The organism is Haloprofundus halobius (assembly GCF_020097835.1).
GTDB lineage: Archaea > Halobacteriota > Halobacteria > Halobacteriales > Haloferacaceae > Haloprofundus > Haloprofundus halobius.
In genome coordinates this window covers 114,191-139,704 of sequence record NZ_CP083666.1, presented here as the reverse complement: position 1 = coordinate 139,704, position 25,514 = coordinate 114,191, and the positions used below count along the sequence as shown (strand labels likewise).

22 protein-coding genes are annotated in these 25,514 nt (G+C 63.8%); 14 read left to right on the top strand and 8 right to left on the bottom strand.

What is annotated here, in order from left to right:
- Positions 1 to 240: 240 nt before the first annotated feature.
- Positions 241 to 1,476: an RNA-guided endonuclease TnpB family protein gene (locus LAQ74_RS00640; protein WP_224333853.1), complete on the bottom strand. Its 1,236-nt coding sequence runs from the start codon at positions 1,474 to 1,476 to the stop codon at positions 241 to 243.
- Positions 1,477 to 1,530: 54 nt separating this feature from the next.
- Here LAQ74_RS00640 and LAQ74_RS00635 point away from each other — a divergent pair, with 54 nt between their 5' ends.
- The 8 genes from LAQ74_RS00635 to LAQ74_RS00595 all read left to right on the top strand — a co-directional run bounded on the left by LAQ74_RS00635 (position 1,531) and on the right by LAQ74_RS00595 (position 9,996).
- Positions 1,531 to 1,668: a hypothetical protein gene (locus tag LAQ74_RS00635; protein WP_224333852.1), complete on the top strand. Its 138-nt coding sequence runs from the start codon at positions 1,531 to 1,533 to the stop codon at positions 1,666 to 1,668.
- A 228-nt stretch (positions 1,669 to 1,896) separates the two neighbouring features.
- Complete coding sequence (locus LAQ74_RS00630; RefSeq protein WP_224333851.1) at positions 1,897 to 3,153, top strand: Gfo/Idh/MocA family protein; 1,257 nt, start codon at positions 1,897 to 1,899, stop codon at positions 3,151 to 3,153.
- Between the two features lie 375 nt (positions 3,154 to 3,528).
- Positions 3,529 to 4,569, top strand: coding sequence for a BMP family lipoprotein (locus LAQ74_RS00625; RefSeq protein WP_224333850.1), 1,041 nt, complete (start codon positions 3,529 to 3,531; stop codon positions 4,567 to 4,569).
- A gap of 74 nt (positions 4,570 to 4,643) precedes the next feature.
- Entirely contained in the window at positions 4,644 to 6,269 is a 1,626-nt protein-coding gene (locus LAQ74_RS00620) for an ABC transporter ATP-binding protein (protein WP_224333849.1), read from the top strand.
- Between the two features lie 53 nt (positions 6,270 to 6,322).
- On the top strand, positions 6,323 to 7,399 hold the full coding sequence (locus LAQ74_RS00615) for an ABC transporter permease (protein WP_317987392.1): 1,077 nt from the start codon (positions 6,323 to 6,325) through the stop codon (positions 7,397 to 7,399).
- Positions 7,396 to 8,445 carry an ABC transporter permease gene (locus LAQ74_RS00610; RefSeq protein ID WP_224333847.1) on the top strand — a complete coding sequence of 350 codons (1,050 nt, stop codon included), beginning with the start codon at positions 7,396 to 7,398 and terminating at the stop codon, positions 8,443 to 8,445. Before LAQ74_RS00615 ends, LAQ74_RS00610 begins: the two co-directional genes overlap by 4 nt.
- A gap of 659 nt (positions 8,446 to 9,104) precedes the next feature.
- Complete coding sequence (locus LAQ74_RS00600) at positions 9,105 to 9,566, top strand: DUF7344 domain-containing protein (protein WP_224333846.1); 462 nt, start codon at positions 9,105 to 9,107, stop codon at positions 9,564 to 9,566.
- 37 nt (positions 9,567 to 9,603) lie between these two features.
- Positions 9,604 to 9,996 (top strand): HalOD1 output domain-containing protein, encoded by a 393-nt coding sequence (locus tag LAQ74_RS00595; protein ID WP_224333845.1) that lies wholly within the window; start codon positions 9,604 to 9,606, stop codon positions 9,994 to 9,996.
- Here the strand turns inward: LAQ74_RS00595 and LAQ74_RS00590 are convergent.
- Positions 9,959 to 10,672 carry a pyroglutamyl-peptidase I gene (locus LAQ74_RS00590; RefSeq protein WP_224333844.1) on the bottom strand — a complete coding sequence of 238 codons (714 nt, stop codon included), beginning with the start codon at positions 10,670 to 10,672 and terminating at the stop codon, positions 9,959 to 9,961. The genes LAQ74_RS00595 and LAQ74_RS00590 overlap by 38 nt on opposite strands.
- Positions 10,672 to 12,054, bottom strand: a complete 1,383-nt coding sequence (locus LAQ74_RS00585) for a M28 family peptidase (RefSeq protein WP_224333843.1) — start codon at positions 12,052 to 12,054, stop codon at positions 10,672 to 10,674. The genes LAQ74_RS00590 and LAQ74_RS00585 overlap by 1 nt, the downstream gene beginning before the upstream one ends.
- A 171-nt stretch (positions 12,055 to 12,225) precedes the next feature.
- Here LAQ74_RS00585 and LAQ74_RS00580 point away from each other — a divergent pair, with 171 nt between their 5' ends.
- Positions 12,226 to 13,704, top strand: a complete 1,479-nt coding sequence (locus LAQ74_RS00580) for a carotenoid oxygenase family protein (protein ID WP_224333842.1) — start codon at positions 12,226 to 12,228, stop codon at positions 13,702 to 13,704.
- A 205-nt stretch (positions 13,705 to 13,909) separates the two neighbouring features.
- On the top strand, positions 13,910 to 14,050 hold the full coding sequence (locus LAQ74_RS00575) for a DUF7503 family protein (RefSeq protein ID WP_224333841.1): 141 nt from the start codon (positions 13,910 to 13,912) through the stop codon (positions 14,048 to 14,050).
- On the opposite strand, the gene LAQ74_RS00570 is transcribed toward LAQ74_RS00575, so the two are convergent.
- Positions 14,047 to 16,125, bottom strand: coding sequence for a hypothetical protein (locus tag LAQ74_RS00570; RefSeq protein WP_224333840.1), 2,079 nt, complete (start codon positions 16,123 to 16,125; stop codon positions 14,047 to 14,049). The genes LAQ74_RS00575 and LAQ74_RS00570 overlap by 4 nt on opposite strands.
- A gap of 292 nt (positions 16,126 to 16,417) precedes the next feature.
- Between LAQ74_RS00570 and LAQ74_RS00565 the strand changes: the two genes are divergently transcribed.
- The 3 genes from LAQ74_RS00565 to LAQ74_RS00555 are packed head-to-tail and all read left to right on the top strand — an operon-like array spanning position 16,418 to position 20,069.
- Positions 16,418 to 16,945 (top strand): hypothetical protein, encoded by a 528-nt coding sequence (locus tag LAQ74_RS00565; protein ID WP_224333839.1) that lies wholly within the window; start codon positions 16,418 to 16,420, stop codon positions 16,943 to 16,945.
- On the top strand, positions 16,942 to 18,879 hold the full coding sequence (locus LAQ74_RS00560; protein WP_224333838.1) for a hypothetical protein: 1,938 nt from the start codon (positions 16,942 to 16,944) through the stop codon (positions 18,877 to 18,879). The genes LAQ74_RS00565 and LAQ74_RS00560 overlap by 4 nt, the downstream gene beginning before the upstream one ends.
- A 59-nt stretch (positions 18,880 to 18,938) precedes the next feature.
- Complete coding sequence (locus LAQ74_RS00555; protein ID WP_224333837.1) at positions 18,939 to 20,069, top strand: DnaJ domain-containing protein; 1,131 nt, start codon at positions 18,939 to 18,941, stop codon at positions 20,067 to 20,069.
- On the opposite strand, the gene LAQ74_RS00550 is transcribed toward LAQ74_RS00555, so the two are convergent.
- The 4 genes from LAQ74_RS00550 to LAQ74_RS00535 all read right to left on the bottom strand — a co-directional run bounded on the left by LAQ74_RS00550 (position 20,059) and on the right by LAQ74_RS00535 (position 24,263).
- Positions 20,059 to 21,294 (bottom strand): DnaJ-like cysteine-rich domain-containing protein, encoded by a 1,236-nt coding sequence (locus LAQ74_RS00550; RefSeq protein ID WP_224333836.1) that lies wholly within the window; start codon positions 21,292 to 21,294, stop codon positions 20,059 to 20,061. The two genes, LAQ74_RS00555 and LAQ74_RS00550, sit on opposite strands and share 11 nt — an antisense overlap.
- Positions 21,295 to 21,451: 157 nt before the next feature.
- Positions 21,452 to 22,789, bottom strand: a complete 1,338-nt coding sequence (gene aglM, locus LAQ74_RS00545; protein ID WP_224333835.1) for a UDP-glucose 6-dehydrogenase AglM — start codon at positions 22,787 to 22,789, stop codon at positions 21,452 to 21,454.
- A gap of 388 nt (positions 22,790 to 23,177) precedes the next feature.
- Positions 23,178 to 23,537: a DUF7344 domain-containing protein gene (locus tag LAQ74_RS00540; protein ID WP_224333834.1), complete on the bottom strand. Its 360-nt coding sequence runs from the start codon at positions 23,535 to 23,537 to the stop codon at positions 23,178 to 23,180.
- Between the two features lie 69 nt (positions 23,538 to 23,606).
- Positions 23,607 to 24,263: a helix-turn-helix domain-containing protein gene (locus tag LAQ74_RS00535; protein ID WP_224333833.1), complete on the bottom strand. Its 657-nt coding sequence runs from the start codon at positions 24,261 to 24,263 to the stop codon at positions 23,607 to 23,609.
- A 442-nt stretch (positions 24,264 to 24,705) separates the two neighbouring features.
- On the opposite strand from LAQ74_RS00535, the gene aglF reads away from it, so the two are divergent.
- The gene (gene aglF, locus LAQ74_RS00530; RefSeq protein ID WP_224333832.1) at positions 24,706 to 25,434 is read left to right on the top strand and encodes a UTP--glucose-1-phosphate uridylyltransferase AglF; all 729 of its coding nucleotides are present in this window, start codon (positions 24,706 to 24,708) and stop codon (positions 25,432 to 25,434) included.
- The last annotated feature ends 80 nt before the right edge of the window (positions 25,435 to 25,514 follow it).

The window sequence follows — 25,514 nt, the reverse complement described above, 5'->3', positions numbered from 1 at the left end:
ACGACCAGACTTCGTTCGGTACGACGATGCGCTACGCAGTCGCCCCGCGGACACTACGCCGATGGTGGCGTTGTTCATCGGATCCGGTCAGCCAACCGCCGATTTTTGCGCCTACTCCGCCCACGAGTGCGACACGCCGAAAGCCAGTACGACGACCCGAGCGAGAACGACGAGCAGTGACATCCTCCCCGCCGTAAACAGCGGGGCTTCCCACACGGTGGGAATCCGGCTTGGAAGGTTTCAGTCCGAAAACACCGAGAGCGTCATCTGTCCGGTTTTCGGACTCGTCTCTCGGTGGACTGTGGCGCTGTCACAGGCGCTCCCATCCCGAGGCGAGTCATCGCGTCCGGGTTCCCAACGGACGCTCTCTCCCCACGGGTTAGCGCGACTGGCGATGTTCGCCGCCGCGTTAATGTCTGCTTGGAACTCTGATACGTGGCAGTCGTCGTGTGGACACACAAACTCCGCTTGCTGACTCCGACGACCGAGCCGACCGCAAGCGTGGCACGTCTGCGAGGTATACGCTGCGTTGACGTACTCGACTCGAATCCCTGCCTCGGTCGCTTTGTCTTCGATTCGACCCTGTAGCCGGGCGAACGCCCACGCATGAAGACGGCGGTTCATGAACTTGCCGTAGTCCAACCGCTCGCGGATGTACGACAGGTCTTCGAGGACAATAACGGGATTCTCGAAGGAACGAGCGTATTCGACGGCTTGGCGAGACGCTTTCTCGACAATATCCGTCAGAGCGTTTTGGTAGTGGTCGAATCGTTCGTCCACACGCCACTCGGCGGCGTCTCTCGATTGTAGCCGCCGAAGTGTGGTGAACATCTCTTTGCGGAGATGCCTCGATTGACTGCCGCTGACGAGCATCGGCTTCCGTGGTACGTCGCGTTTGAGGGCACAGCCCGTTATCAACGCGTTCTCACCTACGTCGAAACCGATGTACGTCTCGTCGTCCGAGTTGGTCGGTTCTTCGACCGAGTATTCGACGGTGACGTGCAACTCCCACGACGTGCGATGTCGCTGTAGCCGCAACTCACCTGCCTTCGCGTCCTCGGAGAGCAGGTCGAACCACTGGAATTCCTGTTCGGGGTTGATACGGAGCGGAATCCAAAAGTTCGTCCCGTGACCGGGTTGCGGGGCTTGCCACACGAAGCCGTGTTCGCGCTCCTCCGAGTAGTCGAACTTCGCGGCCCGATTGACAAGTCGAAGCGGGTGCTCGTCGTCTAACTCCTCGGCGTGATACGTCCGGCGGAGTTTCGGGACGTAGGATTTGAGCGCGTCTTTGGCTTGGTACGGCAGGTCGTAGGGCGTTACAATGTCGTTGACGGCAGACATTGTATCTGCCCTGTTGTCGAAGGCGTCGTGGAGTGCGTTGCGGTAGGTGTCCAAGAGTCGCTGTAGGCGTTGCTCTTTGCCCGTGGTGGGAGTTGCGAGCGTGGCCTGTAGCGTCTTCGTCACCGTCTCGGACACAATGTTACAATAGTGTTAGTCACACTTACCACCGTCGGTCACAAACCATGAGACGTGAAGAACATCAACATCGAAGTAGACGAGGAACAGTACGAGAGTCTGAAAGAGACGAAGAAGCGCCACGGCCTAACGTGGCGGGGGATGCTACTCCACGCGCAACGGGAGTTGGATTCCGGCCCGACCGCCGAGTAGCGGGTGGTCAGTACCGTGTCGCATTCCCTCCCGCCCTAAAGGGCGGGATTCCCTGCTTGAATTAAGATGGACCGTCGTCCCATTTCGCTCCACGTCCAGCACCACCTCTGCTAGTGGCCGAACAGTTCGTATCGACCGTGGTGAATACGGGGCGAATACGCGCAAGGAGACAGGATGAGCGGCGTGTCAAGCTATTTATATTGTCGATGGCGATTGCTCACCGAGCACATGTCAGCGAACGATTCACTCGGAATCGGGTTTGTCGGTGCCGGATTCATCACGGACACGTTCCACTCCGAGACGCTGCGCGGGATTCGCCACGCCCACGCGGCCGGCGTGATGAATCCCACCCGAAGCAAGGCCGAGGCCGTTGCAGAGAAACTCGAGGCGTACGAGTGTGGTGACGCGACAGTCCACGAGTCGGTCGGCGATCTCACCCGAGATCCGGACGTGGACGCGATCTGGGTTACCAGTCCGAACTTCACCCGCCTCGAGACGGTCGAAGAGATCGTCAGTACAGTCGAAGACGGTGCCCACCTCGATGGGATTGCCATCGAAAAACCCCTCGCACGCAATCTCACGGAGGCCAAGCGAGTCGTCGAGTTAGTCGAGTCGATCGACGTCGCCCACGCGTATCTCGAGAATCAGGTCTACATGCCCGGCGTGGAGACGGTCAAAGCGCTGCTGTGGGACAGCGCTGAGGCTACGGGTCGGCCCTACCTCGCGCGCTCGGCTGAGGAGCATGCGGGACCGCACTCGGCGTGGTTTTGGCAAGGGGAGAAACAAGGTGGGGGCGTTCTGAGCGACATGATGTGCCACTCCCACAAGGTCAATAAACACCTGCTCGAATCGACGATGGGTGACGATTTGACGCCGCTCGCGGTCACCTGTGACCTCTCGACGCTGAAATGGACGCGTGAGGAGTACGCGAACCGACTCGCGGCGGATTTCGGCGTCGATTTCCAGTCGGAGCCGACCGAGGACTACGCCCACGCGACGGTGTTCTACGAAACCGACGACGGGGAAGTCGTCGTCGCGGAGTCCACGAACTCGTGGTGTTTCGTCGGTTCCGGACTCCGAATAACCATCGAACTTCTCGGCCCGGAGTACTCGGGGAACGTCAACACGCTCGAATCCGGCGTCGGTATCTTCGTCTCGTCCGATGCGGAGGACGACGCGGGCTACGTGGTCGAGAAACAGCAGGCGACTCAAGGGGAGATGGCCGTCATCCCCGACGAGGTGACGACGTACGGATATTTAGACCAGAACCGCCACGTCGTTTCCGCGTTCCGTGCGGGCGAGAACGCACGCGAGGATCTCCACGACGGACTGGAGGTCGTCGAACTCTGTATGGCCTCGTACCTCGCTGCCGAACGCGGAGAACGTGTCGAGTTCGCCGATATCGATTTAGAGGGGTATATTCCCGCGCCCGCCCGCGGAGAATTCGATCCGTACCCGACCGAATCGACGGGTGACCGACCGTAGCGCCTGTAGGTAGGTGAGCCATGAGCGACGGGAATTCACCGGTCTCAGCGGACACTTCCCGTGAATCTCGCACCGTCTCCCTGTTTGATAATGGCCGGAGAGGGCAGGGTTATTTGTCGTTGTGGAAATATTTATCTGAATGATTTCAAGTAACGGATTATGTCGGATGTTCAGGAGAGAGTGGACTTACTTCTCGGTGGCGGCTTCGGTGAATAGATGTCAAACATGCGGCAATATTGTTGATAGTGCATAGAGCCATATACTCGAATTGCAGTTGATAGGTGTATGATTCCTCACAGGAAAGCTGGGTGTAGTCACAGAGACTCGGACACCGAGATATCTGCAGTCGACCGCCGATCGTTCCTCCGGTCGGGAGTGGCAGGAGCAGCGGCGGTCGGCGGATTATCGCTGTCCGGTTGTCTGAGCGGCGGCGGAGGCGGCGGTGGAGGCGGCGGCGGGTACCAGATAACGATTATTTCGAGTCCAGCGGGCTTCGACGACCAAGCGTTCAACGACAACGCGCTCTCGGGACTCGAAGACGCGGCCGAGGAGTGGGACATCGACATCAATCAGGTCGAGGAGACGAACCAAGGCGCGTACGCCGAGCGGCAGGCCGACGCCGCCGAAGCCGGCCCCGACCTGATAGTGCTGGTCGCCGACCAGCACACGGACCCACTGCGGGAAAACGCCCCCGAGTACCCCGACGTCAACTGGATGCTCATCAACAACGTCGTCGAGGAACCCAACGTCTCGGGATGGATCGAGATGAACCACGAGATGTCGTTCCTCGCCGGTGTCGGTGCCGGGACGCTGACGCACGAAGAGATCGAACACGAGGGGAGTTCGACGAACCCCGACGAGAGCACCGTCGGCTTCGTCGGCGGTGAGGAGATTCCCCTCATCAAGGCGTTCGAAGCGTCGTACATACAGGGCGTCGAGTGGGTGGACGACAGCATCGAGGTGCTCACCGGCTACGGCGGCAGTTTCAGCGATCCATCGGGCGTCAACGACCAGGCCGTTTCGCAGTTCGATAGCGGGGCCGACATCGTCTGGCACGCGGCGTCGGCCGCAGGCGAAGGGGCGTTCCAAGCCGCGGACGATAGCAACCGGTTCGCGATCGGCGTCGACAGCGACCAGTCGGTCGCGTTCGACAGCTATCAGGACGTCATCCTCGGTTCCGCCATCAAAGCTCTCAACGAGGCGACGTACGAGGTCGCGAAAGCCGTCGTCAACGACGAGTGGGATAGCGTACAGGGAGAACAGAACCTCTCCACGGAAGGCGGACAGATCGACTGGGTGACCGGCCAGGCGTTCGACGGCGACATGCCCGACTCGCTCGATCAGAACATCCAGGACGCGAAGGACGCCATCATCAACGGCGAGATCGACTTCGAGTGTGGTCCGACCGGGTGCTAGCTGGGAGAGCAGCTTTTCAGCCGACAGCTGTGCTCACGTTCAACAGAGAGTATCATGACTAACACGAGCGTACTATGACTGCGAACAGCACACCACCGGCCGTGAGATTAGTGGGAATCACCAAGCGGTTCGACGACGTCGTCGCGAACGACAGCGTCGATTTCACCCTAGAGGCGGGGTCGATTCACGCGCTCATCGGCGAGAACGGGTCCGGAAAGACCACGCTGATGAGCATTCTCTACGGTCTCTACGACCAGAACGAGGGGACGATACACGTCGACGGCGAGGAACGGTCGTTCGACACTCCGCGGGACGCGATGGACGCGGGAGTCGGCATGATTCACCAGCACTTCCAGCTCGTGATGCCGATGACCGTCCTGCAAAACGTCATTCTCGGCCACGAGCCGGTAAAGAACGGGTTCGTCGACGAAGAGCGCGCGCGAGAAGACATCGAAGCCATCAGCGCCCGCTACGGGTTCGACGTCGGCGAACATCTCGACACCCCCGTCAGGGAACTCGACCTCGGGACGAGACAGCGCGTCGAAATCGTCAAGAGTCTCTACCGCGGGGCCGACATCCTCATTCTCGACGAACCGACGGCCGTCCTCACGCCGCAGGAGGTGGACGGCCTCATCGAGCTCATGGAGGACCTCAGAGCGGACGGCCGCTCTCTCATCTTCATCTCGCACAAACTCGACGAAGCGTTGGCGGTCGCCGACGATATCACCGTTCTCCGCGACGGCAACGCGGTCGGGACGGTATCCGCTTCCGAGACGTCCGAGGCGGAACTCGCACGGATGATGGTCGGTCGAAACGTCCTGTTCGATAGCGACGCCCGCGAGACGACGATCGGTGAACCGGTCCTCGAAGCCGAGAATCTCCGGGTCACCGGAGACCGCGGCCTCGAAAAGGTCTCGGAGGTGAGTCTCTCGGTCAGGGAGGGCGAAATTCTCGGCATCGCGGGGGTTCAGGGGAACGGACAGACCGAGTTGGTCGAAGCCCTCACGGGTCTCCGAACCCTCAGTTCGGGCGTCGTCCGATTCGACGGCGACGACATCTCGGCGGCGTCGAGGCGCGACCGAATCGAGGCGGGTATCGCCTACGTTCCCGAAGACCGCCACGTCGAGGGGCTGGTGATGGAGTACGACCTGGTCGAAAACGGACTGCTCGGAAATCAGACGATAGAGCCGTTCGCGAACGGCGGCTTCCTCGATTGGGGGGCCGTTCGTGAACACACCGAGGAGATCATTGAGGAGTTCGACGTGCAACCGCCGAACCCCGACAGCGAAGCGGAGTCCCTGTCGGGCGGAAACCAACAGAAGTTCATCGTCGGTCGGGAGCTCGGCCATGACCCGGACGTGTTGGTCGCCTCCCAACCGACTCGCGGCGTGGATATCGGGTCGATAGAGTTCATTCACGAACGGTTGACCGAACTCCGCGACGAGGGACTCGCGCTCGTCGTCGTCTCCTCGAAGTTGGAGGAAATCCAGAAGCTCTCGGACCGAATCGCGGTCATGTACGAAGGCGAGTTCATCGACACGGTGGACCCGAGCGAAGTGACCGAGGAGGAACTCGGCCTCCTGATGGCCGGACAACGCCTCGACGACGAGGGCGACGCGTCCGAGGACGGAGGCCCCGAGGACAAGGTGTCTACGGGCGGGATGTCCGGAGACGAGTCGAGCAGCGGGGCCGAGACGTGAGTTCGACCGACGAATCCGGCGCTCGGTCGCTTCTGGACCGCGTCGGCGACCGACTGTTCGACGCCACGGTGCTGGAACGCTTCGGCATCGCGCTCGTGTCGATACTCGTGGCGATTCTCCTCGGCCTCCTCATGGTCGCCGCCGCGGGGCACAATCCGGTAGTCTTCCTGAACAACTTGATCGTTGGAGCGATCGGAAGCGAGCGAATGCTGGCGCGAACGCTGCGACTATCGACGTTCTTCATCGTGACCGGCGTCGCCGTCGCGATCGCGTTCAGAGCGGGCGTATTCAACATCGGCGTCCAAGGCCAGTTCGTCGTCGGTGGACTCGCCTGCGCCATGTCCATACTTTGGGCGGCTCCGTACCTGCCGAGCGGGGGTCTCGGCGGGGTCGGTCTGATGCTCATCGGAACCGTCGCCGCCGCCGTCAGTGGCGGATTGTACGGCGCGCTCCCCGGCGTGTTGAAGGCGTACGCCGACGCGAACGAGATAATCACGACGATAATGCTGAATTTCATCGCAATCGGCGCCGTCAGTTGGCTGATTACGAACCCGTTCCGGGAGGCGGGATCGACGAACGTCCAGACCGAGCCGCTTCCGGCCAGCGTCGGACTCCCGCCGGTCGTCTTCGGCGAGTCGGGGTTCTCGGTCATCGGACTCGTCCTCACGCTCGCTCTCGTCGCGGTCGTCGCCGTCGTCATGACGCGAACACGCTTCGGCTACGACATGATGACGAGCGGCTACCAAGCGTCGGCCGCGGTGTACTCCGGCGTGGACGCGAAGCGAAACGTCGTCGCGACGATGACGTTCTCCGGTGCGGTCGCCGGACTCGCGAGCGCGCTCTTCGTCATTATGTACCAAGGGAGGTTTCTCGAACCGGCGAGTATCCACACGTACGGATACGACGCGATCGCGGTGAGTCTGCTCGCGGCGAACAATCCGCTCGGCGTCGTTCCGGCGGGGCTACTGTTCGGCGGCCTCAATTCGGCGACGTCGTACATTCAGATCTACAGTGACGTACCCGTTCAACTCATCGACGGTATCGTCGGAATCGTCATTCTCTTCGTGGCCGTTCCGGAACTGTTCCGCATGGCCGCACGCCGAGCCGATTACGGAGGTGAAGACGAATGAGCGTCGTCGAGTACGCCGGTCGCAGACGAGTCAGGCTGGTCGGCCTCGCCGTCGTCGCGGCGCTCGCCGTCGGCGTGGTGGCGACGGTCGCGTTCGACGTCCCGCTCGACCGCATCTTCACGGTCGGGTACGTCGCCCGGTCGATGGAGTTGGCAGCCCCCATCACGCTCGCGGCGATTGGCGGCCTGTACGCCGAGAAGAGCGGCGTGTTCAACATTGGGCTCGAGGGGTTCATGATATTCGGCGCGTTCTTCGCGGCGGTCGGGACGTACTTCGCGGGCGGTAGCGGGGCCGTCCACGCGTGGGCCGGAATCGCGTTCGCGACGGCGCTCACGACGGTGCTGGCGGTGCTGTTCGCCGTCCTGTTGATTCGGTACAAGGCCGACCAAATCGTCGCCGGCCTCGGCGTTTGGTTCATCGCTCTCGGCCTCGCACCGTTTACGGCGTCCGTTATCTGGGGGTCCAGAAACAGCCCCCGAATCCCCAGCGTCGGGCGGCTGACCGTGCCGGGTCTCAGCGAGATACCGTATCTCGGGCGAATCGTCTTCGACCAGTCGCCGCTCGTGTGGCTCACCGCCCTTGTCGTGGTCGGCTCGTGGGTGTTCCTCTACCGAACGAACTACGGCTACTGGATTCAGGCGGCGGGTGAGAACCCGGAGGCGCTCGATACAGCCGGTATCGACGTCAACCGCGTTCGCTACGCGACGGTGATATTCTCGGGGGCGATGGCGGGCCTCGGCGGTGCCGTGTTACTCGCACACAGTTCGTCGTTCGTCGGTACCGGCCAAACCATGGTCGACGGTCGCGGATGGCTCGGCATCGTCGCCTATCTGTTCGGGAACTACAATCCGATCGGTGCGGCCGCAGCGGCGCTTCTCTTCGGCGGGGTCGACATGCTGCAGGGACAGCTTCAAACGCTGAACATCGAGCTCTCTGCCAAGTTGCTGGAGCTGCTCCCGTACATCGTCGTTATCGTCGTACTCGGTGGGTGGGGGAAGACGCGGGTTCCCGCTTCCGTCGGCGAGCCGTACGAGACGAAGGACTGACTGCCTCCCACACCCACTGCGTCGCGTCTCGATGGTATCTGCACTCCGGTCGAAGTCAGTCGAATCGATGGTGGGTTCCGGGACGCTACTCGGCTGACGCACCGAGAAACGCACGCCACGTCTTGGTTGGAGTCCGTTCGAACCATGTGCGGAGCACCGCAGAGTGATGCAACCGCGTGAGTTCGGTTTCTCCGAGAACGCCAGGCATTTCGCTGACCAACTCCGCCGTGACACGGGAGGGTTTGCTCGTTCGACGGCTGAGCCGTCGAGCGTCGTCTCGAACGTCGGTTCGACCGCCCGTCTCTGCAGTTCGAGCGGGAGACTCGCTTTCACCGCGCCACCCGCGGTCACTTCGCCCTCGCACGACTTCTCGGCGGCCATCTCCGGCGTCAGCGGTAGGTGGACGAATCCGATGGGAATCTCCAGCCCTCGCGCTCCACGAGCGCCCGGGCGGTGTACAGAATGTCGTTGCAGAGGTGTATCCCCGCCGTGTTCGAGACGCGCTCGTGGTCGACACACACACGCACGCTGTTCGCTTCCGGTCGCAGTCTCTCAGTTACAGGACTGAGAGACGTTGTTTCTAACCACTTTTATCACCGAATCCGGACTTCTCACCCCGGCTGAAATAGGGTTAACCGTGTGTAGTGGCTATTTACCGCATGGAGGACGAGCCGGGGCAATCGGAGGGTGGGAACGAGATGCAACGGAACGTCGACAGTTACATCCGGAACGCGCGTCCGCCCCCGGCGGAGGTTTTGGAGATGGAGTTCGTCTACGAGGCGCTGGCGCATCCGAGGCGACGCTACCTCTGTTACTCGCTCTTGTCTAACACTCGGTGGACGCTCTGGGATTTGGCGACGAAGCTCGTCGCTTGGGAGCGCGACGTTCCCGAAGCGGACGTCACCCAGTCCGACCGCGACGAGATGTACGTCTCGCTCTACCACGCCCACGTTCCGAAGTTGGTCGAGTTGCACGTCGTGAAGTTCGAGGACGGAGCGACCGAGGAGGTGATCGTTGCGGACGAGAACGCCGTTCAGGTGCTCGCAGTCCTGGAGGGCGCCGGGGCGAGTTTGGACGCGCTCCAAGAGACACACGCACGCAGCGACTACGAGGAGGACTGACGACGATGGACGAGAAAAAAAAAAACACTCGAACCCTATGAGAGACACAGACCAGAACAGCGCCGAGACCGTCTCGCCCGAGGATACGCTCGACGCACCGGCGGCGAGGGAGATGACCGATGGCGGGTGGACGTTCGCGACTCAGGCTCAGTACGACCCCAGTGACTCCCGTGACCTCACGACGGTGATCGTCAGTACGATCGCCGACGCCGAGGACACCGCTATCGTCGAGATCAAGAATCCGCCGCTCTACGAGGTCATTGACGTCGCAGGCATCGACGACGTCCTGTTCGACCACTCTCCGATCACGCAGAACGGTACGAATTCGACCGTCGAGTTTCGGTACAACGACTACAAGGTGAGCGTCGAAACGGACGGCTGGGTGACAGTATTCAGACGCTTCGAGGACTCGGCGGCTGACGAAGAATGAGCGCGCACGTCCAGTCGCACCTCAGTTCGACGGCTGAGCCGTCGAGCGTCGTCTGGAACGTCAGTTCGACCGCGCGCTTCTGCAGGTCAAGCGGGAGACTCGATTTCACCGCCCCGCCCGCCGTCGCTTCGCCCTCACTCGCTTTCTCAGCGGCCATCGTCGGCGTCAGCGGCACGTGGACGAACCCGACGGGGATCTCCAGCCCCTCGCGCTCCACGAGCGCCCGCGTGTTGTAGAGGATGTTGTTGCAGAGGTGCGTCCCCGCCGTGTTCGAGACGCGCGCCGGGATTCCGGCGTCCAAGAGCGACTCGACGACCGACACCACGGGGAGCGTCGCGAAGTACGCGTCCGCGCCGTCGGCGTCGATGCGTTCGTTCCGGGGTTCTGCGTCAGCGTTGTCGGCGACGCCGCCGCAGTCGTTCGTGTTGATGCCGATTCGTTCGACGGAGACGGCGGCACGGCCGGCCGCGAGTCCCGTCGAGACGACGACTTCGGGCTCGTAGTCCGCGACGAGCGTCGCCATCTCGTCGGCGGCGACGGCGTACTCGACCGGCAGGACGCGCCCGACGATTTCCTCTCCCGAGACGGTCGCGCCGTCGAGTTTCTCGACGAGCGTCTGCGTCGGGTTCTCGTCGTGGTCGCCGAACGGTTCGTAGCCGGTGAGCAGCAGCGTCATCAGTTCTCACCCGCGCCGCTCCGGGCGTCGTCGTCGTACGGCCAGCGCCCGCCCATCTTCAGTTCGGTGACGTAGCCGGCGTCGATGCTGTCGCGAATCTCGCGGCGCGTCTTGTGCGGCGTCTCCACGTCGTCGCTCGCGAGGTGGGAGGCCGTACTCGCGAAGATGGTCGCCACGTCGCGCAGGTCGCGCGGGTCGAGTTTGTCCAGCGTGTCGGCGTGGGTGTGGCCCCACCCGCGGCCGCTCTGCTCGGAGGTCGAGGTGGCCATCACCGCGGGGACGCCCTCCTGGACGAACGCCCACTGGTCGCCGTGCGGCGAGATGGTGTCGCCCGACCGAATCGGCACGTCGAGTTCCTCGCCGACCGTCTCGAACGCCTCGCCCATCGACTCGAAGCCGTTGGTACCCACGCGGACGTTCCGGGAGTTCGCCGGGCCGTCGATGTTGAGCACGCACTTCACCGAATCGAGGTCGTGACTCTCCGCGAAGTGGTACGCCCCCCAGAGACCGACCTCCTCGGAGCCGAACGTGACGAACCGGACGCGGGAGTCGAGGTCGGACTCGACCTGTGCGAGCAACCGCCCGATCTCGGCGACGAGCGCCGACCCCGCGCCGTTGTCGTTCGCGCCGTCGGCGATGTCGTGGGCGTCGACGTGCGCCGTGACGAGCACCTCCCGGTCGGCGTCGGCGGGACCCAGGACGCCCTCGACGTTTCTCGATTTCGCGGGTTCGTTCCGGCAGTCGACGTCGAGTTCGACGACGAACTCCGCCTGTTCGTCGGCGTAGCGGACGAGGCGTTCGCCGACCTCCTTGGAGACGCCGATGGCCGGAATCGGCCCCGGCCGGTTGTGGTAACCGACCTCGCCGGTCGGCGGCAGCGACCCCTCGATGTGGTTGCGAAAGAGGAAGCCGACCGCGCCGTGGTCGGCGGCGTTGACGTACTTCTCCATGCGGTGGAGCCACCGGTCGGTGTTCTCGGGCGTGTCGCTGGAGACGAGCGCGACCGCGCCCTCCAGATCGTCGCCGACGGCGTCGAACTCCTCGTAGGTGCCGTCGCCGACGTCGACGACCGGCCCCGAGACCGTCCCCGAGGGCGACCCCGGCAGCGCCAGCACGTCGTGTTGACTCTCGTGTCGACGCGGATGCGACCCGCGGAGTTCGAGCGCGGAACTGCCGCGCCACCACCCGGGGATGTCAAACTCGTCTATCTCGATCTCGCGGAGTCCCGCGCGCTCGAACGCGTCGGCGACGACCGCCGCGCCCGCTTTCTCGCCTTCCTGTCCGGCCATTCGATTGCCGACGTCGACGAGCGACCGGAGCGTCTCCCAGCCGAACGTGCTGGTCTGTGCGTCGCCGACGACGGTGTCGGGAAGTCGTGTCATGAGAGAGCGTTCGTCGGGGGCGACAAGAGTCTCTGGGAAGCGGTAGCCGTCGTCCGAGATGGACGACTAGGGGGACAAACACCATTCCGCTGGCGACCGACCCTCCCGTATGGACTGCGGAGTCGCAGTCGGAGCGCGAGCAGTATCCAGACAATTCGAGGTGGGTGACCGATGAGCGGCGACCACCGACTCGGCCTGCGACCGACGACGACCGAGTACACCGACGAACCGCTACGGGTCGACGGCGAGATCCCCTCGTGGCTCGACGGAACGCTCGTCCGCAACGGCCCGGGGTCGTTTACGGTCGGCGACCGACGCGTGAATCACTGGTTCGACGGGCTGGCGATGCTCCGGCGGTTCCGGATCGAGGACGGCGAGGTCCGGTACACCAATCGGTTCCTGCGGAGTCGGCAGTTCCGCCACGTCCGCGAGCACGACAGCCTCCGCTTTCGCGAGTTCGGGACCGACCCGCAGTGGCGCGGACTCGGACACCTCCGACGGTTCGGGACTCGCGCGGCGACGGACAACGCGTCGGTCTCCGTCGTCTACCTCGGCGGTCGCCACCTCGCGGCGACTGAGACGCCGTGGTGGACCGTCTACGACCCGGAGACGCTCCGGACACGAGGGGGGAGGCAGTTCGACGACGAGGTCGGACGAGCGGGACCGCTCGCGCACGTTCACTACGACCCGTTTCGGGAGGAGATAGTGGGCGTCGCAACCCGCCTCGGCCTGCACAGCGAGTACGTCGTCTACCGCGTCCCCGACGGCAAGGAGCGACGCGAGGTGGTCGCGCGCGTCCCGATACGTCACCCCGGCTATCTCCACAGTTTCGCGCTGACGCCGAACTACGTCGCACTACTCGTCCCGCCGTTTCGGACGACTCCGCTCGCGCTGCTCCGAGACCGGCCGTTCGTCGAGAGCTACCGCTGGCGACCCGAACTCGGGACGCGTATCCTCGTCGTCGACAGAGAGCGCGGCGAACTCGTCGCCTACGCGCGGACTGCGCCGAGTTTCGTCTTCCACCACGTCAACGCCTTCGAGCGAGCCGGCGCGCTTCACCTCGACGTCGCGGCGTTCGAGGACGCGAGCGTCGTCGACGCGTTCTCTCTGGACGGGTTCGATTCTCCCGATTTTTCGCCGCCCGGCGCCGAACTCCGCCGGCTGCAGGTCGACGTCGAGACCGGCCACGTCGTCACTCGGACGCTCCATCCGGGCCACGTCGAGTTCCCGACGATTCACTACGCGCGGTGTAACACACAGCCGTACCGCTACGTCTACGGCGTCGGCACCGAGGAGCGCTCGCCGGACGGCTACGTCGACCGACTCGTGAAAGTCGACCTCGGTGAGCGACGTGGACGATTTCAGGCGTGGGAGACGTGGACCGAACCGAACGTCTATCCTGGTGAACCGCTGTTCGTTCCGCGGGTCTCATTACAGCGAAGCGAAGACAGCGAGGAGGCCGTTACCGAGGACGACGGCGTGTTGCTCTCGGTGGTGCTCGACGCCGACGCCGAGCGGTCGTTCCTCCTGATACTCGACGCGGCGACGATGTCCGAGCGGGCGCGCGCCGTGTTCTCAGAACCGATTCCCTTCGACTTCCACGGGCAGTTCTACCGGTCCGGCGAGCGACCGACACGGTCGATGGCGTGAGGCGGAGCGAGGACGCGACGATTTCGGGACGCAGCCGGTGACGGAAGGCGGTAGAATGAGGTGCCCCCGTGAGAAATGGTAACTACGCGGCTGTCGTGACAGCTTTTGAATGCGTTATTCCGTCTAGATCCTGATATTATATTATTGAATTATCTGTGGGAAGTGTTTAAATATATTCATTGCCGCGGGGGGTATCCTCTGTAGTATGAGCCAGAACGACTCTGGAATGGCGAACTACCTCAAAAACAACCCCCGGATGATCGGCGTCGTCTTCACGATGATGCTGCTGCTCTCGCAGGCAGGAAACGCGGTTGCGGCGGCGACTGGGAACGTTTCCGGACCCTAAAGTTCGTAGTCCTGAATAGACTCACTCCAGCGGAGTTCACCGTTAAAGCGGACGGGGAAATCTTCGAGAGAGAGGAACTCAAGTAACTCTCCCTTCGAGATGTTTCGTTGTTGATAAACACCCGAAGTTAGTGAGTACTGTTTGTTGTCCGAAATATAGGGGATTGTCATACTCCCTATCCCATACTTCTCGGTTGGATATACGCGAAGCGAAACTTCATAGACCCCATCACACCGTTCGACCTCACAGAGGGACGGTGCTCCGCTCTCAGGTTGCGTAATCGCAAGGCCTCCGTCGCCGACGACGACGTACTGACTGCCGACGATGCTCTCACCGCGGGCGATCTCGAGCGCTACTGAAAGTGGGAACCCGCCGTTCAGGAGTCTGGCTAGGACCGACCCGATACGCACCGCGCCGCTGTTGATGACGTCCGAGAGCGTGACGATGCCGCCGATGGCTCCCGCGTCGATGAGCGACAGCCCCTGCTCGTAGGAGGTACACCCGTTCAGGAGGAACGCGTCGACGCCAACGTCGTCGAGTTCGCGAGCGTCGAGGCGTCCGTCGGCACACTCGAATCCGCCGTCGTCGATGTGACCGATGTAGTGGAGAAACTCCGTTTGCGTGCGAAGCACGTCGGCCAACTCGTCGGTGGTGAGCGACCGATGGATGCTCACGTCGAACGGAAGTTCGTCGCGCGAACCGTACACGTGGTCGATATCGTCGCGCTCGTCGACCATCTCGGAGTCGTTGCAGACGACGACGATGTCGATGTCGTCGCCGGCCATCGTCCGACTGAGGCGGTTGCGGTACGCTTCGATGGTGGCCTTGTTCGCACCGACGGGCGTCCCCTCGCCGACCCACGCCTGCTCGACAGCGTCGGCCGATTCCGGTTGGACGAACTCCATCGCGGAGGACTGCGCTGCTGCCCCGCGGGTGAACTCGTCGCCGTCGCGAAGGAACTCGTCGACGGCGTCGACCTGTATCTCCGATGCGGTCGAAGCTTCGGTTCGCGTCGGTGCGCGAACGATCGCGAGGTCGTCGACGAGAAACGGCAGCAGTTCCACGCTCTGCGCCGTCGGTGCGACGTGGCTGACGAGTTTCCACTCCGGGTGGTGTGGTTCCAACAGTTCGTACGGAACCGAGAGGTACGCCGCGAGGCGTTCGTCGGAGGGCAACTCGTACAGACGGTCGAACGCCATCTCGAACTCCCCGGAGAGCGCCTCCTCGACGACCCGACGTTCGTGGAGGTCGACGGGATAGAGCCCCTCGGTCCGACAGAGGCAATCGAGGAAGAACACGTGACGCAACAGCCGTTCGAGTTCGCGTTCGACGCCGTTGTCGGTATCGAGTCGGTACTCGAACCCCGCGTCAGTCACCAATCGCGGCACCGGACCGGGTTCGACGCGTGCGCTGAGGTAGTACGCCAGCGGCGCGGCCGCGTAGACGTAGGAGCGTTCGCGCGGCAGTTCGATGCGAACGCCCGTCTCGGGGGCGACGATGTCGTCGGGTGCCTCGAAAGCGTCACCGAGTTCGACCGTCGGCGGGTGCCCCCGGAGCGTCGGGTAGGAGCGCTCCGGCGTCGTCGTCTTCAGCGCCGACCCGAACAGCGAGACGGCGCGCATCGCGTCGTCAACGGAGTCGGTGACGGTGATGGTGCCGGCCGGATGCTCGTGGTGCGAGCGCGCGCCCAGCGACACCGTCGTCTCCGTCCCGAAGTCGAGACGCTGCTGCGTCCGGTCGACGGTGAGTTCGCCCGAGACGCGCAGGTACATCTTGATGGGCGCACAGAGTTCGACGGCGTACTCGCCGGTCGGCAGCGAGATCGACTCCGACGGGGTGACGTGCGCGAGCATCGTCCCGTCGGTGTCGCGGACGTAGATGGGGACGACCGTCGGCAGCGTCAGCGCCGACGTACGGAGCGAGACGGCGGCGTCGACCGGGAACCGGAACTCGTCGCTGTCGACGGGAGTCGGCTCGACGTCCTCGGGCGTCTCCAGCAGGTACCGGTGGCGCTCGACGGCGTCGACGACTTCGACGCCCGAGCGCTCGGTGGCACACCCAAACCGGATGGTCACGGGGTCCACCTCCGAAGCGCGACCACGGCAGGGAGAGCAGTCATTACTCTGTTGATTTGGCTGAAACTATAACAATGTGTCGGCGTCGCCGAAGGTACACCAGCGGGGTTCTAAATCCGGCGTTAAGTGATTCTCGGCGAGCCTGAACGGCTTCTCACCGGGCAAGATATCCGAGTCGTCGACGGTCTCTGTCGCGGTTCAACGACGACGGACGCGGTTTCTCGGTCGCTCGGTTCCGACACCGCAAGTGGTTCCGACGGTTTTATTCTGTGGCTCTGACGTTCGCACTTTGATGCACGCGTCGGGTGTCGCGGTCCGTCTCGCCGCCCTCCTCGTCGTCACTACGGCTGTGGCGAGCGGTCCGCTCGTCTCCGGCGTCGACTTCACCCCCGACGCGTCGAGTGCGGAGATCGACGAGGCCGACGCCGTTCCGCTGGGGACGGGCGACGCGTCGGTCGACAACGTCTCCGTCGCCGCCGACGGGGTTCGTCTCGAACGCGGGGCGTACGGGTCGGCGTCGTACTACCTCCGGATGCCCGACGCGACGGCCCGCCTTCGGTCGGTCACCGGGCGTCCGATGCTCGTCTACAACGTTCGGATTCCCGAACTCGGCTACGAACGGAGTTCGACGGCGTTTCTGAACGAGTCGTTCACCGCCGACGGACCGACGACGCTCGCGCTGACGCTCGACGACGACCCGGTCGACCCCGAGCGGGTGACAGAGTCGAGCTACGAGGCGGAGGTGTCGGTGCTCCTGCGGACGCAGTCGGAGCGTCGGGTACTCCACGAGCGGACGGTGACGGTGGAGGTCGAAGAGTGAGAGGCTCGAAGCGACGCGTCGTCGCCGCCGTGTTCGGCGACCGAGCGGGCCTCGCGCTGTTTCTTCTCTCGCTCGTCTTCTTCGGGCTGTTCTGGCGCGTCGGCGTCTTCGTCAACGACACCTACACCGTCGCCAACGCGTTCGTCGGCGTCGCCGACGGCCACCTCCACGTCGACGAACTCCGGTACGGCCCGGCCCACGGCGCGACGCCCGGCATGAACGTCGTCGACGGTCGTCTCTACGGCCGGAACTACGGACAGATGGCGCTCGCGCTCCCGATTCTGTGGGCGCTCGAACTGAGCGCGCTGGTCGCCGACCCGCGCCTCCTCGTCGTCGGGGCGTGGAGTCTCACCCTGCTGGGCGCGTGCGTCGTCGTCGGGCGGGCTGTCGACCGTCCGGCGATGGGAAACGCGGTCGGCGCGCTCCTCGGCGTCGCGTCGTTCGGGGTCAACCTCCCGTTCGCGATGTCGCTCGACCCGAAGTGGTTCCCGCTCGTGGCGCTGCAGCTCGCGTCGATGTACGCCGCGGCACTCGCGGCCGTCTTCCTCTACCGGCTTCTCGCGCGCGTCGCCGACCGACGGGCGGGTTTCGCGGCCGGAGCGATGCTCGCACTCGCGACGCCGGTCGGCTTCTGGGCGTCGCTACCGAAGCGACACGCGACGATGGCGCTCGTCGTCGCGGTGGTGCTGTACGCGTTCTACCGGAGTCGGGAGGAAGCCGAGCGCGACCCGCGACGAGCGCTCGGCTTTCGGGCCGCGGCGTACGCGACGATCGGTCTCTCGACGTGGGTGCAACCCGCCGAGGCGCTGACGCTGTTCGTCGCGCTCGTCCCGGTGGACCTGCTGACCGCCCGACGGACAGACGGCCGCGCGCTCGGCGTCGTCGCCGCCGCGTTCGCGCTCTCGCTCGTCCCGTTTCTGGCGACGAACGCGCTCGTGACGGGCAACCCGGTGTTGCCGCCGCGGCTCTGGCCGCGCTTCACCGGCGAACAGGCGCTCGCAATCGACCCGACGAGCGGCGCGGGAGCGGGACAGGAGTCGGCGGTCGGCGGCGGGAGCGGCCAGAACGGCGAGAGCGGCGGAGATGGGGGGTCGACAGGGTTCGTCGCGTCCGTCGGTGCGGTTCTCGTCAGCGCCGCCGCCCGGGCGACGCTGTTCGGCGAATACCTCGGACGCGGGTTGTCGGCCAGCCTCGAACCGGAACGGCTCTATCGCATCTTCGTCCGCAGCGGCTATCTCTCCGACGTAGCCGGCGAGGACGGCGGCGAGGCGGTCAACATGGCGGTCGTGGAGTCCGCGCCCGTTCTCGGCGCGCTCGTCGGGGTCGTCCCGCTCGTGGTGTTGCGCGTTCGAGAGCTGGCCGTCGGGCGACGGCTCCGGGGGCGGCCCCGCGAACGACTCTCCGGACTCTCTACCGCGCTCCGGTCGCCGACACGTGCGACCGACCTCCTGGCCGCGACGAGTTGCTGGACGTTCTCGCTCATCTATCTCCACCGGCTGCCGCTGCACGCGATGGTGACGGTTCGGTATCTCGTCCCCATACTGCCGATACTCGTCTACGCCGTGGTTCGCCTCGACAGCGTCCGTGACGCGCTCGGCGAGTGGCCGATGCTCGCGTGGAGCTATCTGGGGGCCGTCGCTATCGGCGGGCAACTGCTGCTGCTCGCGCTTCTACTCGAGGAGGTTCGACTGGGCGAGGCGATGCAGGTCCACGCGCTGGCGCATCTCGCCGCGGCGACGGCGCTTGCGCTGTGGACCCTGTTCGCCGAGAGTCGCGAGGCGACGTCTCCGCGCGTCGGTGCGGCGATAGTCGGCGTCGCCTGCGGGTTGACGACGGTGTTTCTGTTGCTCTCGGGGTGGGAGTACTTCGGCTACGCGGGTGAGTTCGCGCTCCCGATGATTCGGGCGTTGTCGCGGGCGCTGCCGCTGTTCTGAGTGGCATCGCCGAAGACAGCTACAGAACATACTTATAATCTAACCTATTGGTAGGTGCCATGGTGGACACCTATTACGAGCAGCTGGGGGTCGACCGAGACGGCTCGTACGCGGCCATCAAGGCAGGGTTTCGCGAGCGACTGCTCGAGACGCATCCCGACGTTCGCAGCGAGGCGGACGCACGGCAGTTGACGCGAAAGTTGGTCCACGCTCGGGGCGTGCTCAGGGATTTCCGGGAAGAGTACGACAAGACGCTCGCCGAACTCGGACCCACCTACGGACATCGGACGTTCGAGAAGTGGTGGGACTTCGGGGGCGGTATCTACGACGTCGACGCGTGGATCGAGAAACACCGACCCGACAACGTCGACGATCCGAGTAACCTGTTCGTAGACGACGCGGAACCGCAGAACACGAATCTCGACGACGCGACGGAGACGGCCCACCGCGGCCCGAAGTACGAAACCGGAGGCGGTGGGCACCGAACGGACTGGAGCCGGTACAGCAGACCGACGGGAAGCGACGAGGAGTCGGATGTCGACGGGTCGGCGAGCGAGGAGGGAGAGTACTGGGAGCGGTGGCGCGATGACTTTCTCGCCGAGAGCGGTCCCGGAACACAGAATCCATCGGAGGCCACGGAGAACGGCGATTTGGCCCGGTCAGAGGTCCACACCGCTCAGTCAGTCTCCGGCGGCGGTGACACAGCAGCCGAGTCGGTTTCGCAATCGACGGCTCCGACGTCGGCCACGGCCGGCGAGTTCTACGACCGCCTCGGCGTCGGTCCGGACGCGGCGCAGACGGAGATTCGCGACCGGTTCGCGGAGATCGACGCCGCGTACTCGTCGACCGACCGCGCGACCATCGAGGGCGAAGAACAGTACCAGGGATACGTGAAGGCCTTCGAGGTCCTCGACAACCCGCGGCTGCGGGCTTGGTACGACACGCTCGGCCACGAGGAGTTCTCCGAGGGGTGGGCCTCGCTTCGCGGCTGGCCCCCGGGTATCGAGATGGAAGCGTACGCGACCGAACGAGGGTACGGCGCCGACGCGGTCGAAGCCGACGTCGAGACCGGCTCGGCAACGTACCGCGTCGAGCAACCGCCCACGAACGGTTCCCTTCGGCGTCGACTCGGACTCGTGGCGGTCGCGGTCGTCGTCCTCGTTCTCGCGTGGGCGCTTTTCACCCCGTGAACCGGTTCCGGAGACGACTGAAAATCCCCTCTCGAGTCGGTTCGGGAATCCGCGTGTAGTAGAGCTCTCCGCCCATCTGTCGGAGGTTGAACGTCTGCTCGCCGTAGTCGTATCTCACCTCTCGAATCGCGGCGGCTGACGGGACGACCTCCCGGAGAACCACCTTGTCTTCGGGCTCGATACGACAGGCATCGTACTCCACCCAGTCGGCCGCTTCGATGCCGTGGGGCAGCGAGCCGAACTGGTGACCCCCTTTCTTCACCGTGTACGCGTCGTGAGCGAGGACGTACTGGTGCGTCTCGCCGTCGCCCTCGCAGATATCACAGGTGAGCGTGCCGGCACCGTCGCAGTTCTGACAGGAAATTTCGGTCGTTCCGCCGCAGTCCGGACACTCGCGGGTACCGCTCTCCTCGCACACCCGACACCAGACCTCGCCGTCGTCACACTCCGGACAGTCGACGCGGCCCATCGCACAGTCGGGGCACCCGCTCTGAATCGTCTGCTGGCCGGCACCGTTGCACGAGGTACACGTCCGCGTGACCGAAACGGTGCTGCGGCCGCGGCAGTTAGGACAGCGAACCGACTCCCCTTCGGCGTCGGTTAGACTCCCCTTCCCTTGACAGTTCGTACAGCTCTCGCGGCTCATGACCGACCCGGAGGAGTTACATGGCGAACACGGTACTGACCGAGACAGATGTCCGTCCCCGTCGCACGTCTCGCAGTCGACGGTCACATCGCCCTTACAGACCGGGCACATGAGAGACCCCGTCCCCTCGCAGGAACGACAGGGCACCGCCCCGTCGTCGCATCGCTCGCACTCCGAGATACCCGTCGCATCGCAGCACGAACAGTCGCTGATGGGTGACCCCTCGCAGGCCGTGCAGGTGTCGAACGCGTGCTCCGTCGGCGTCTTGAACTCACGGTGTTCGAACTCGTCTGGGTGACCGTCCGGACGTTCGGTGAAGTCCATCCGAACGAACGCCTCGTCCGACTGTTCGATCTCCTCGGTGTATCGGAGGTGTTTCAGTTGTCGGTCGGCCAGCGAGAGCAGAATCGTATCCGAATGGAGACGGACGTTCGTCACTTCGGTGAGAAAATCCTCGGGGAGGTCGTTTCCGAGCTCTTCCGCGAGAAGATTGACCAGATCCTCCGGTCGGTCGTGGTGCGCCGTAAGCTCCTCTCGCGTCCGGCCCGTGTATCCTTCGAGCAGTTCGTCGAGATCCATGGTGAATTGAGTGTTCAATTACGTATAAATATCCACCTGACACTAATTTTCGTCGAGGTGAGCGGCGATTCCGAGAGTCTCGAACGAGTCCGCGTTCGCCACGGATAGTCGGTGGTCGACGCCGTCGACTGTTCTAACGGGGTCCACGGGAGTGCGGTCACCACGTCAGCCCTTCGTACTCGATGCCCTCGCGCCGCGTGACGATGCGGCGACCGTCGACGACGACGGGTGAGCACATCGCCTCGAACTCGTCGTCGAGCGCCGCGAACTCGTCCCAGTCGGTGACGACGACGGCCGCGTCCGCGCCGTCGAGAGCGGTCGCGGCGCTGTCGGCGTACTCGATATCCGGGAGGTGCGCGCGCATGTTCTCGGCGGCCACGGGGTCGTAGGCGACGACCGAGGCGTCGCGGTCGAGCAGTCCCTCGATGGTCGGAATCGCCCGCGAGTTGCGCACGTCGTCGGTTCCGGGCTTGAACGCGAGGCCGAGGACGGCGACGCGCGCGCCGTCGACATCGAGGTGGTCGTCCAGCAGCGAGAGCAGGCGCTCGGGTTGGCGGTCGTTGACCGAGATGGCGGTGTCAAGCAGTTCGGGCTCGTACCCCGCGTCGCGGGCGGCCGTGACGAGCGCGGACGTGTCTTTCGGGAAACAGCTCCCGCCCCAACCCACTCCACTACGGAGGAACTTCGCGCCGATTCGGTCGTCGAGGCCGATGGCGTCGGCCACCTCGTAGGCGTCGACGCCGAACTCCTTGCAGACGTTGCCGAGTTCGTTGACGAGGCTGACCTTCGAGGCGAGGAAGGCGTTGTTGGCGTACTTTATCATCTCCGCTTCCCGGATACCCGTCTCGACGACCGGCGTCTCGGGCTCTCGGTCGCCGTCGCTGTCGTCGCTGTCGTCGTGGTCGTCGCTGTCGTCACGGAGAGGAGCGTACAGCTCTCGGAGGCGCTCGAACGCACGCTCCTCTCGTGCGCCGAAGACGAGTTTGTCGGGGTGCTGGAGGTCGGAGACGGCGCTGCCCTCGCGGAGGAACTCGGGGTTCATCCCCACGAGGAGGTCCTCGCCGAGCGTCTTCCCCGAGGCGTCGGCGACGACGGGCGCGAGCACGTCCTCGGTCGTCCCGGGGACGACGGTGCTCTTGACGACGACGAGGTGGGTGTCGTCCTTCGCGGCGAGCGCCTCGCCGAGCGAGCGCGCGCCCGCTTCGATGATACCCGTGTCGATGCGGCCGTCGGCGTCGCAGGGCGTCGGCAGCGCCAGAAACGTCACGTCGGTGTCGCGGACGCGGTCGTAGTCGGTCGTCGCCCGGAGTCGGTCGCCGCCGTGGCGAGCGAGCAGGTCGTCCAGTCCCGGTTCGTGAACCGGCGCGACGCCGTTCTCGACGTCGGCGACGGTCGATTCGTCGATGTCGACGGCGACGACTCGGTGACCGAACTCGGCGAGACAGGCGGCGAGCGTCGTGCCGACGTAGCCGCTGCCGACGATGCTGACGCGCATTGCTCGGGGTGTTGGCGGGCGGTGGTATGAGCGTTTTTGTCCGTCGGCGAGCGCGGCGAACGCTGTATATATACTCTGTTGTACGACGGATACGTGAATCAGTCCGCGTTAGCGGGTGTACTGTCCGCATCGACGTTATCGAGAAGCGGATCGTCGATGTGCATCTCGATTTTGTCGAACGGGACGGCTGGTCGAATCGCCCCATCAGACCGCCTTCTTCGAGTTTGAAGATTCCCAGTACTTCCAACTGCGTGGCGCTGTTGAAATCCTAGTAGTTCGGCACTCTCGTCGCTGAAATAGGCGTTAGGTAGTCTGCGTCTCGTTCGTTGCTATCGTTGCTTCAATGGATAACATGGCGCTGGACGGGAGGGAGAGCGGTTGGTCAATACTACAGTTCGATTGGCACTTCGACTGTGGGGTCGGCATCAAGAATCGTCGACACGGTCGGCTGTCCCTGCTCGAACTGCTCGGTCGGTTCCACGAGCTGTCGGTCTGAATCGAAGCTGATGAGCCCTTCCGAGGCCAACTTTGGGAGGTGGACGTGATAGAGTGAGAGGCGAATCTCTGCTCGCACGTCCACAGATACCTCTGTAAGTGGGGTACGATGGTTGTACTCAAAGACGGTCTTTGTGAGCTCATCTAGTGTCAACGACCGCTGTTCTGCTACGAGTATCGCAAGCACGATCCGGCGCTGCTGGTTCTGACACAGGTTCAGTATCGAATCAAAGGCGATGGAATCCCGACTCATTATCACTAATGCAGCCGTCTGATGGCTTCATACTGACTTTTTAGTATACAAACCGTTTTTACCTGATAGTCAGGATCGGACGGTGATGGCGGAGAGCGTACTCCCGATGACGTGCTTGATCCCCCGCCGAAGGCGGGAGGCGACGGCCTGCTGTGAGATGCCGAGTTCCTCACCGAGATCTGCCATCGTGACCTCACGCGGGGACTCGAAGTAGCCACGCTCGTGGGCGAGCACCAGCGTCTCTTGCTGGGTGTCGGTGAGGGCGGCTTCGGTCGCCGTCTCAACCGGTGTGAGCGCGTGCACCTCCGTCAGCGTGATCGAGATATCTCGCTCTCGACAGCGCCGTTGGAAGGCTGCGATGTCGCTTCGATCGTCGCCGCGGATCTCGAACGTCCACTGCTGGTTCGTGCCAGTGGCCTCAATGAGCGGTACCTCTGTCTCCGTCAATATGGTTAGCACGTCGGCGTAGTCCAGCGCCCACTCGACTCGTAACAGATACTCGTCTTCGACGGAGTCAACGAACCGAATCTCTTTCACGCCCCGGTGCTCGGTGAACTCACTCTCGATGTCATCGACGTGGGCACCCCGTACCCAGAAGTACGGGATCACCACATCCTGCGCGGGGATAATACGCTCAAGTTCGACCGTTACGTCCGGCAGTTGGTTGAACACTGTCCCTAGCGGGAACTGCTCAGACGAAACCGTGAACGTCGCCTCGGTGGCCATTGGCTATATCATCGGTTTCCAGCGGGAAAGGGCTGGCTAGTCAGACCGTGTTCATGATGCCGCAGTTCGCGACGCCTGATCGCCTAATCCTGAATCGGTACTCGGTGCGTCTCGACGCAACCGGTAGAATCACCGATGAGATCGCCGAGGTCGTTCTCGCTTCCTCTGCATCTAACATCGGAGTGTTTGGTCGAGGTTGTGTGTGAGACAGTCGAGTAGCCCTTGTCCCCGAGGAGAACCGAGTAACCGTGACTTTGGGAGGGTCTGCATTCAGTTGTACTACCAGGTTGGCCTGTAACTCTCCGAGGATTTCAACAGAGCCAATAAACACCATCAGCCCCGCCCACAGGTCGGCCGCTTGACCCATCACATACGTCGTGAACTTCAGCAACCCTCACGCTCAGGGAAAAGACACATATCCTATGAGTTCACGGGAAGTGGTATGAAAGCAGTCGTGCTCGCGGCGGGAAAGGGGACTCGTCTGCGACCGCTCACCGAAGAGAAACCGAAGGGACTGGTCGAGGTCGACGGACGACCGATTCTCACGCACTGTTTCGAGAAACTCGCGCGCCTCGGCGCGGACGAGTTCATCGTCGTCGTGGGCTACAAGAAGGAGAAAGTCATCAGCCACTACGGCGACGAGGTGCAGGGCGTTCCCATCACCTACGCCCACCAGCGCGAGCAGAACGGGCTGGCGCACGCGCTGTTGACCGTCGAAGAGCACATCGACGACGACTTCGTGTTGATGCTCGGCGACAACGTTTTCGAGGCGAACCTCGGCGACGTCGTCCGGCGACAGCGCGAGGAACGCGCCGACGCTGCGTTCCTCGTCGAAGAGGTGCCCGAGGAGGAGGCGGGACGCTACGGCGTCTGCAACACGAACGACTACGGCGAGATCGTCGAAGTCATCGAGAAACCCGACGAACCGCCGACGAACCTCGTGATGACCGGCTTCTACACGTTCTCGCCCGCCATCTTCCACGCCTGCCATCTCGTCCAGCCGTCAGACCGCGACGAGTACGAGATAACCGACGCCATCAACCTCCTCTTGCAGAGCGGCCGGACCATCGACGCGATTCGCCTCGACGGGTGGCGCGTCGACGTCGGCTACTCCGAGGATAGAGACGAAGCCGAGCGTCGATTGCAAGCAGAGATCGTCGAGACGGCCTGAGGCAGGGACGCCGACCGGCGTTCGACGTCAGTCGTCGACCGACCGCGCCGCCCTTCGGAGGATTTTAACCGTTCTTTCAC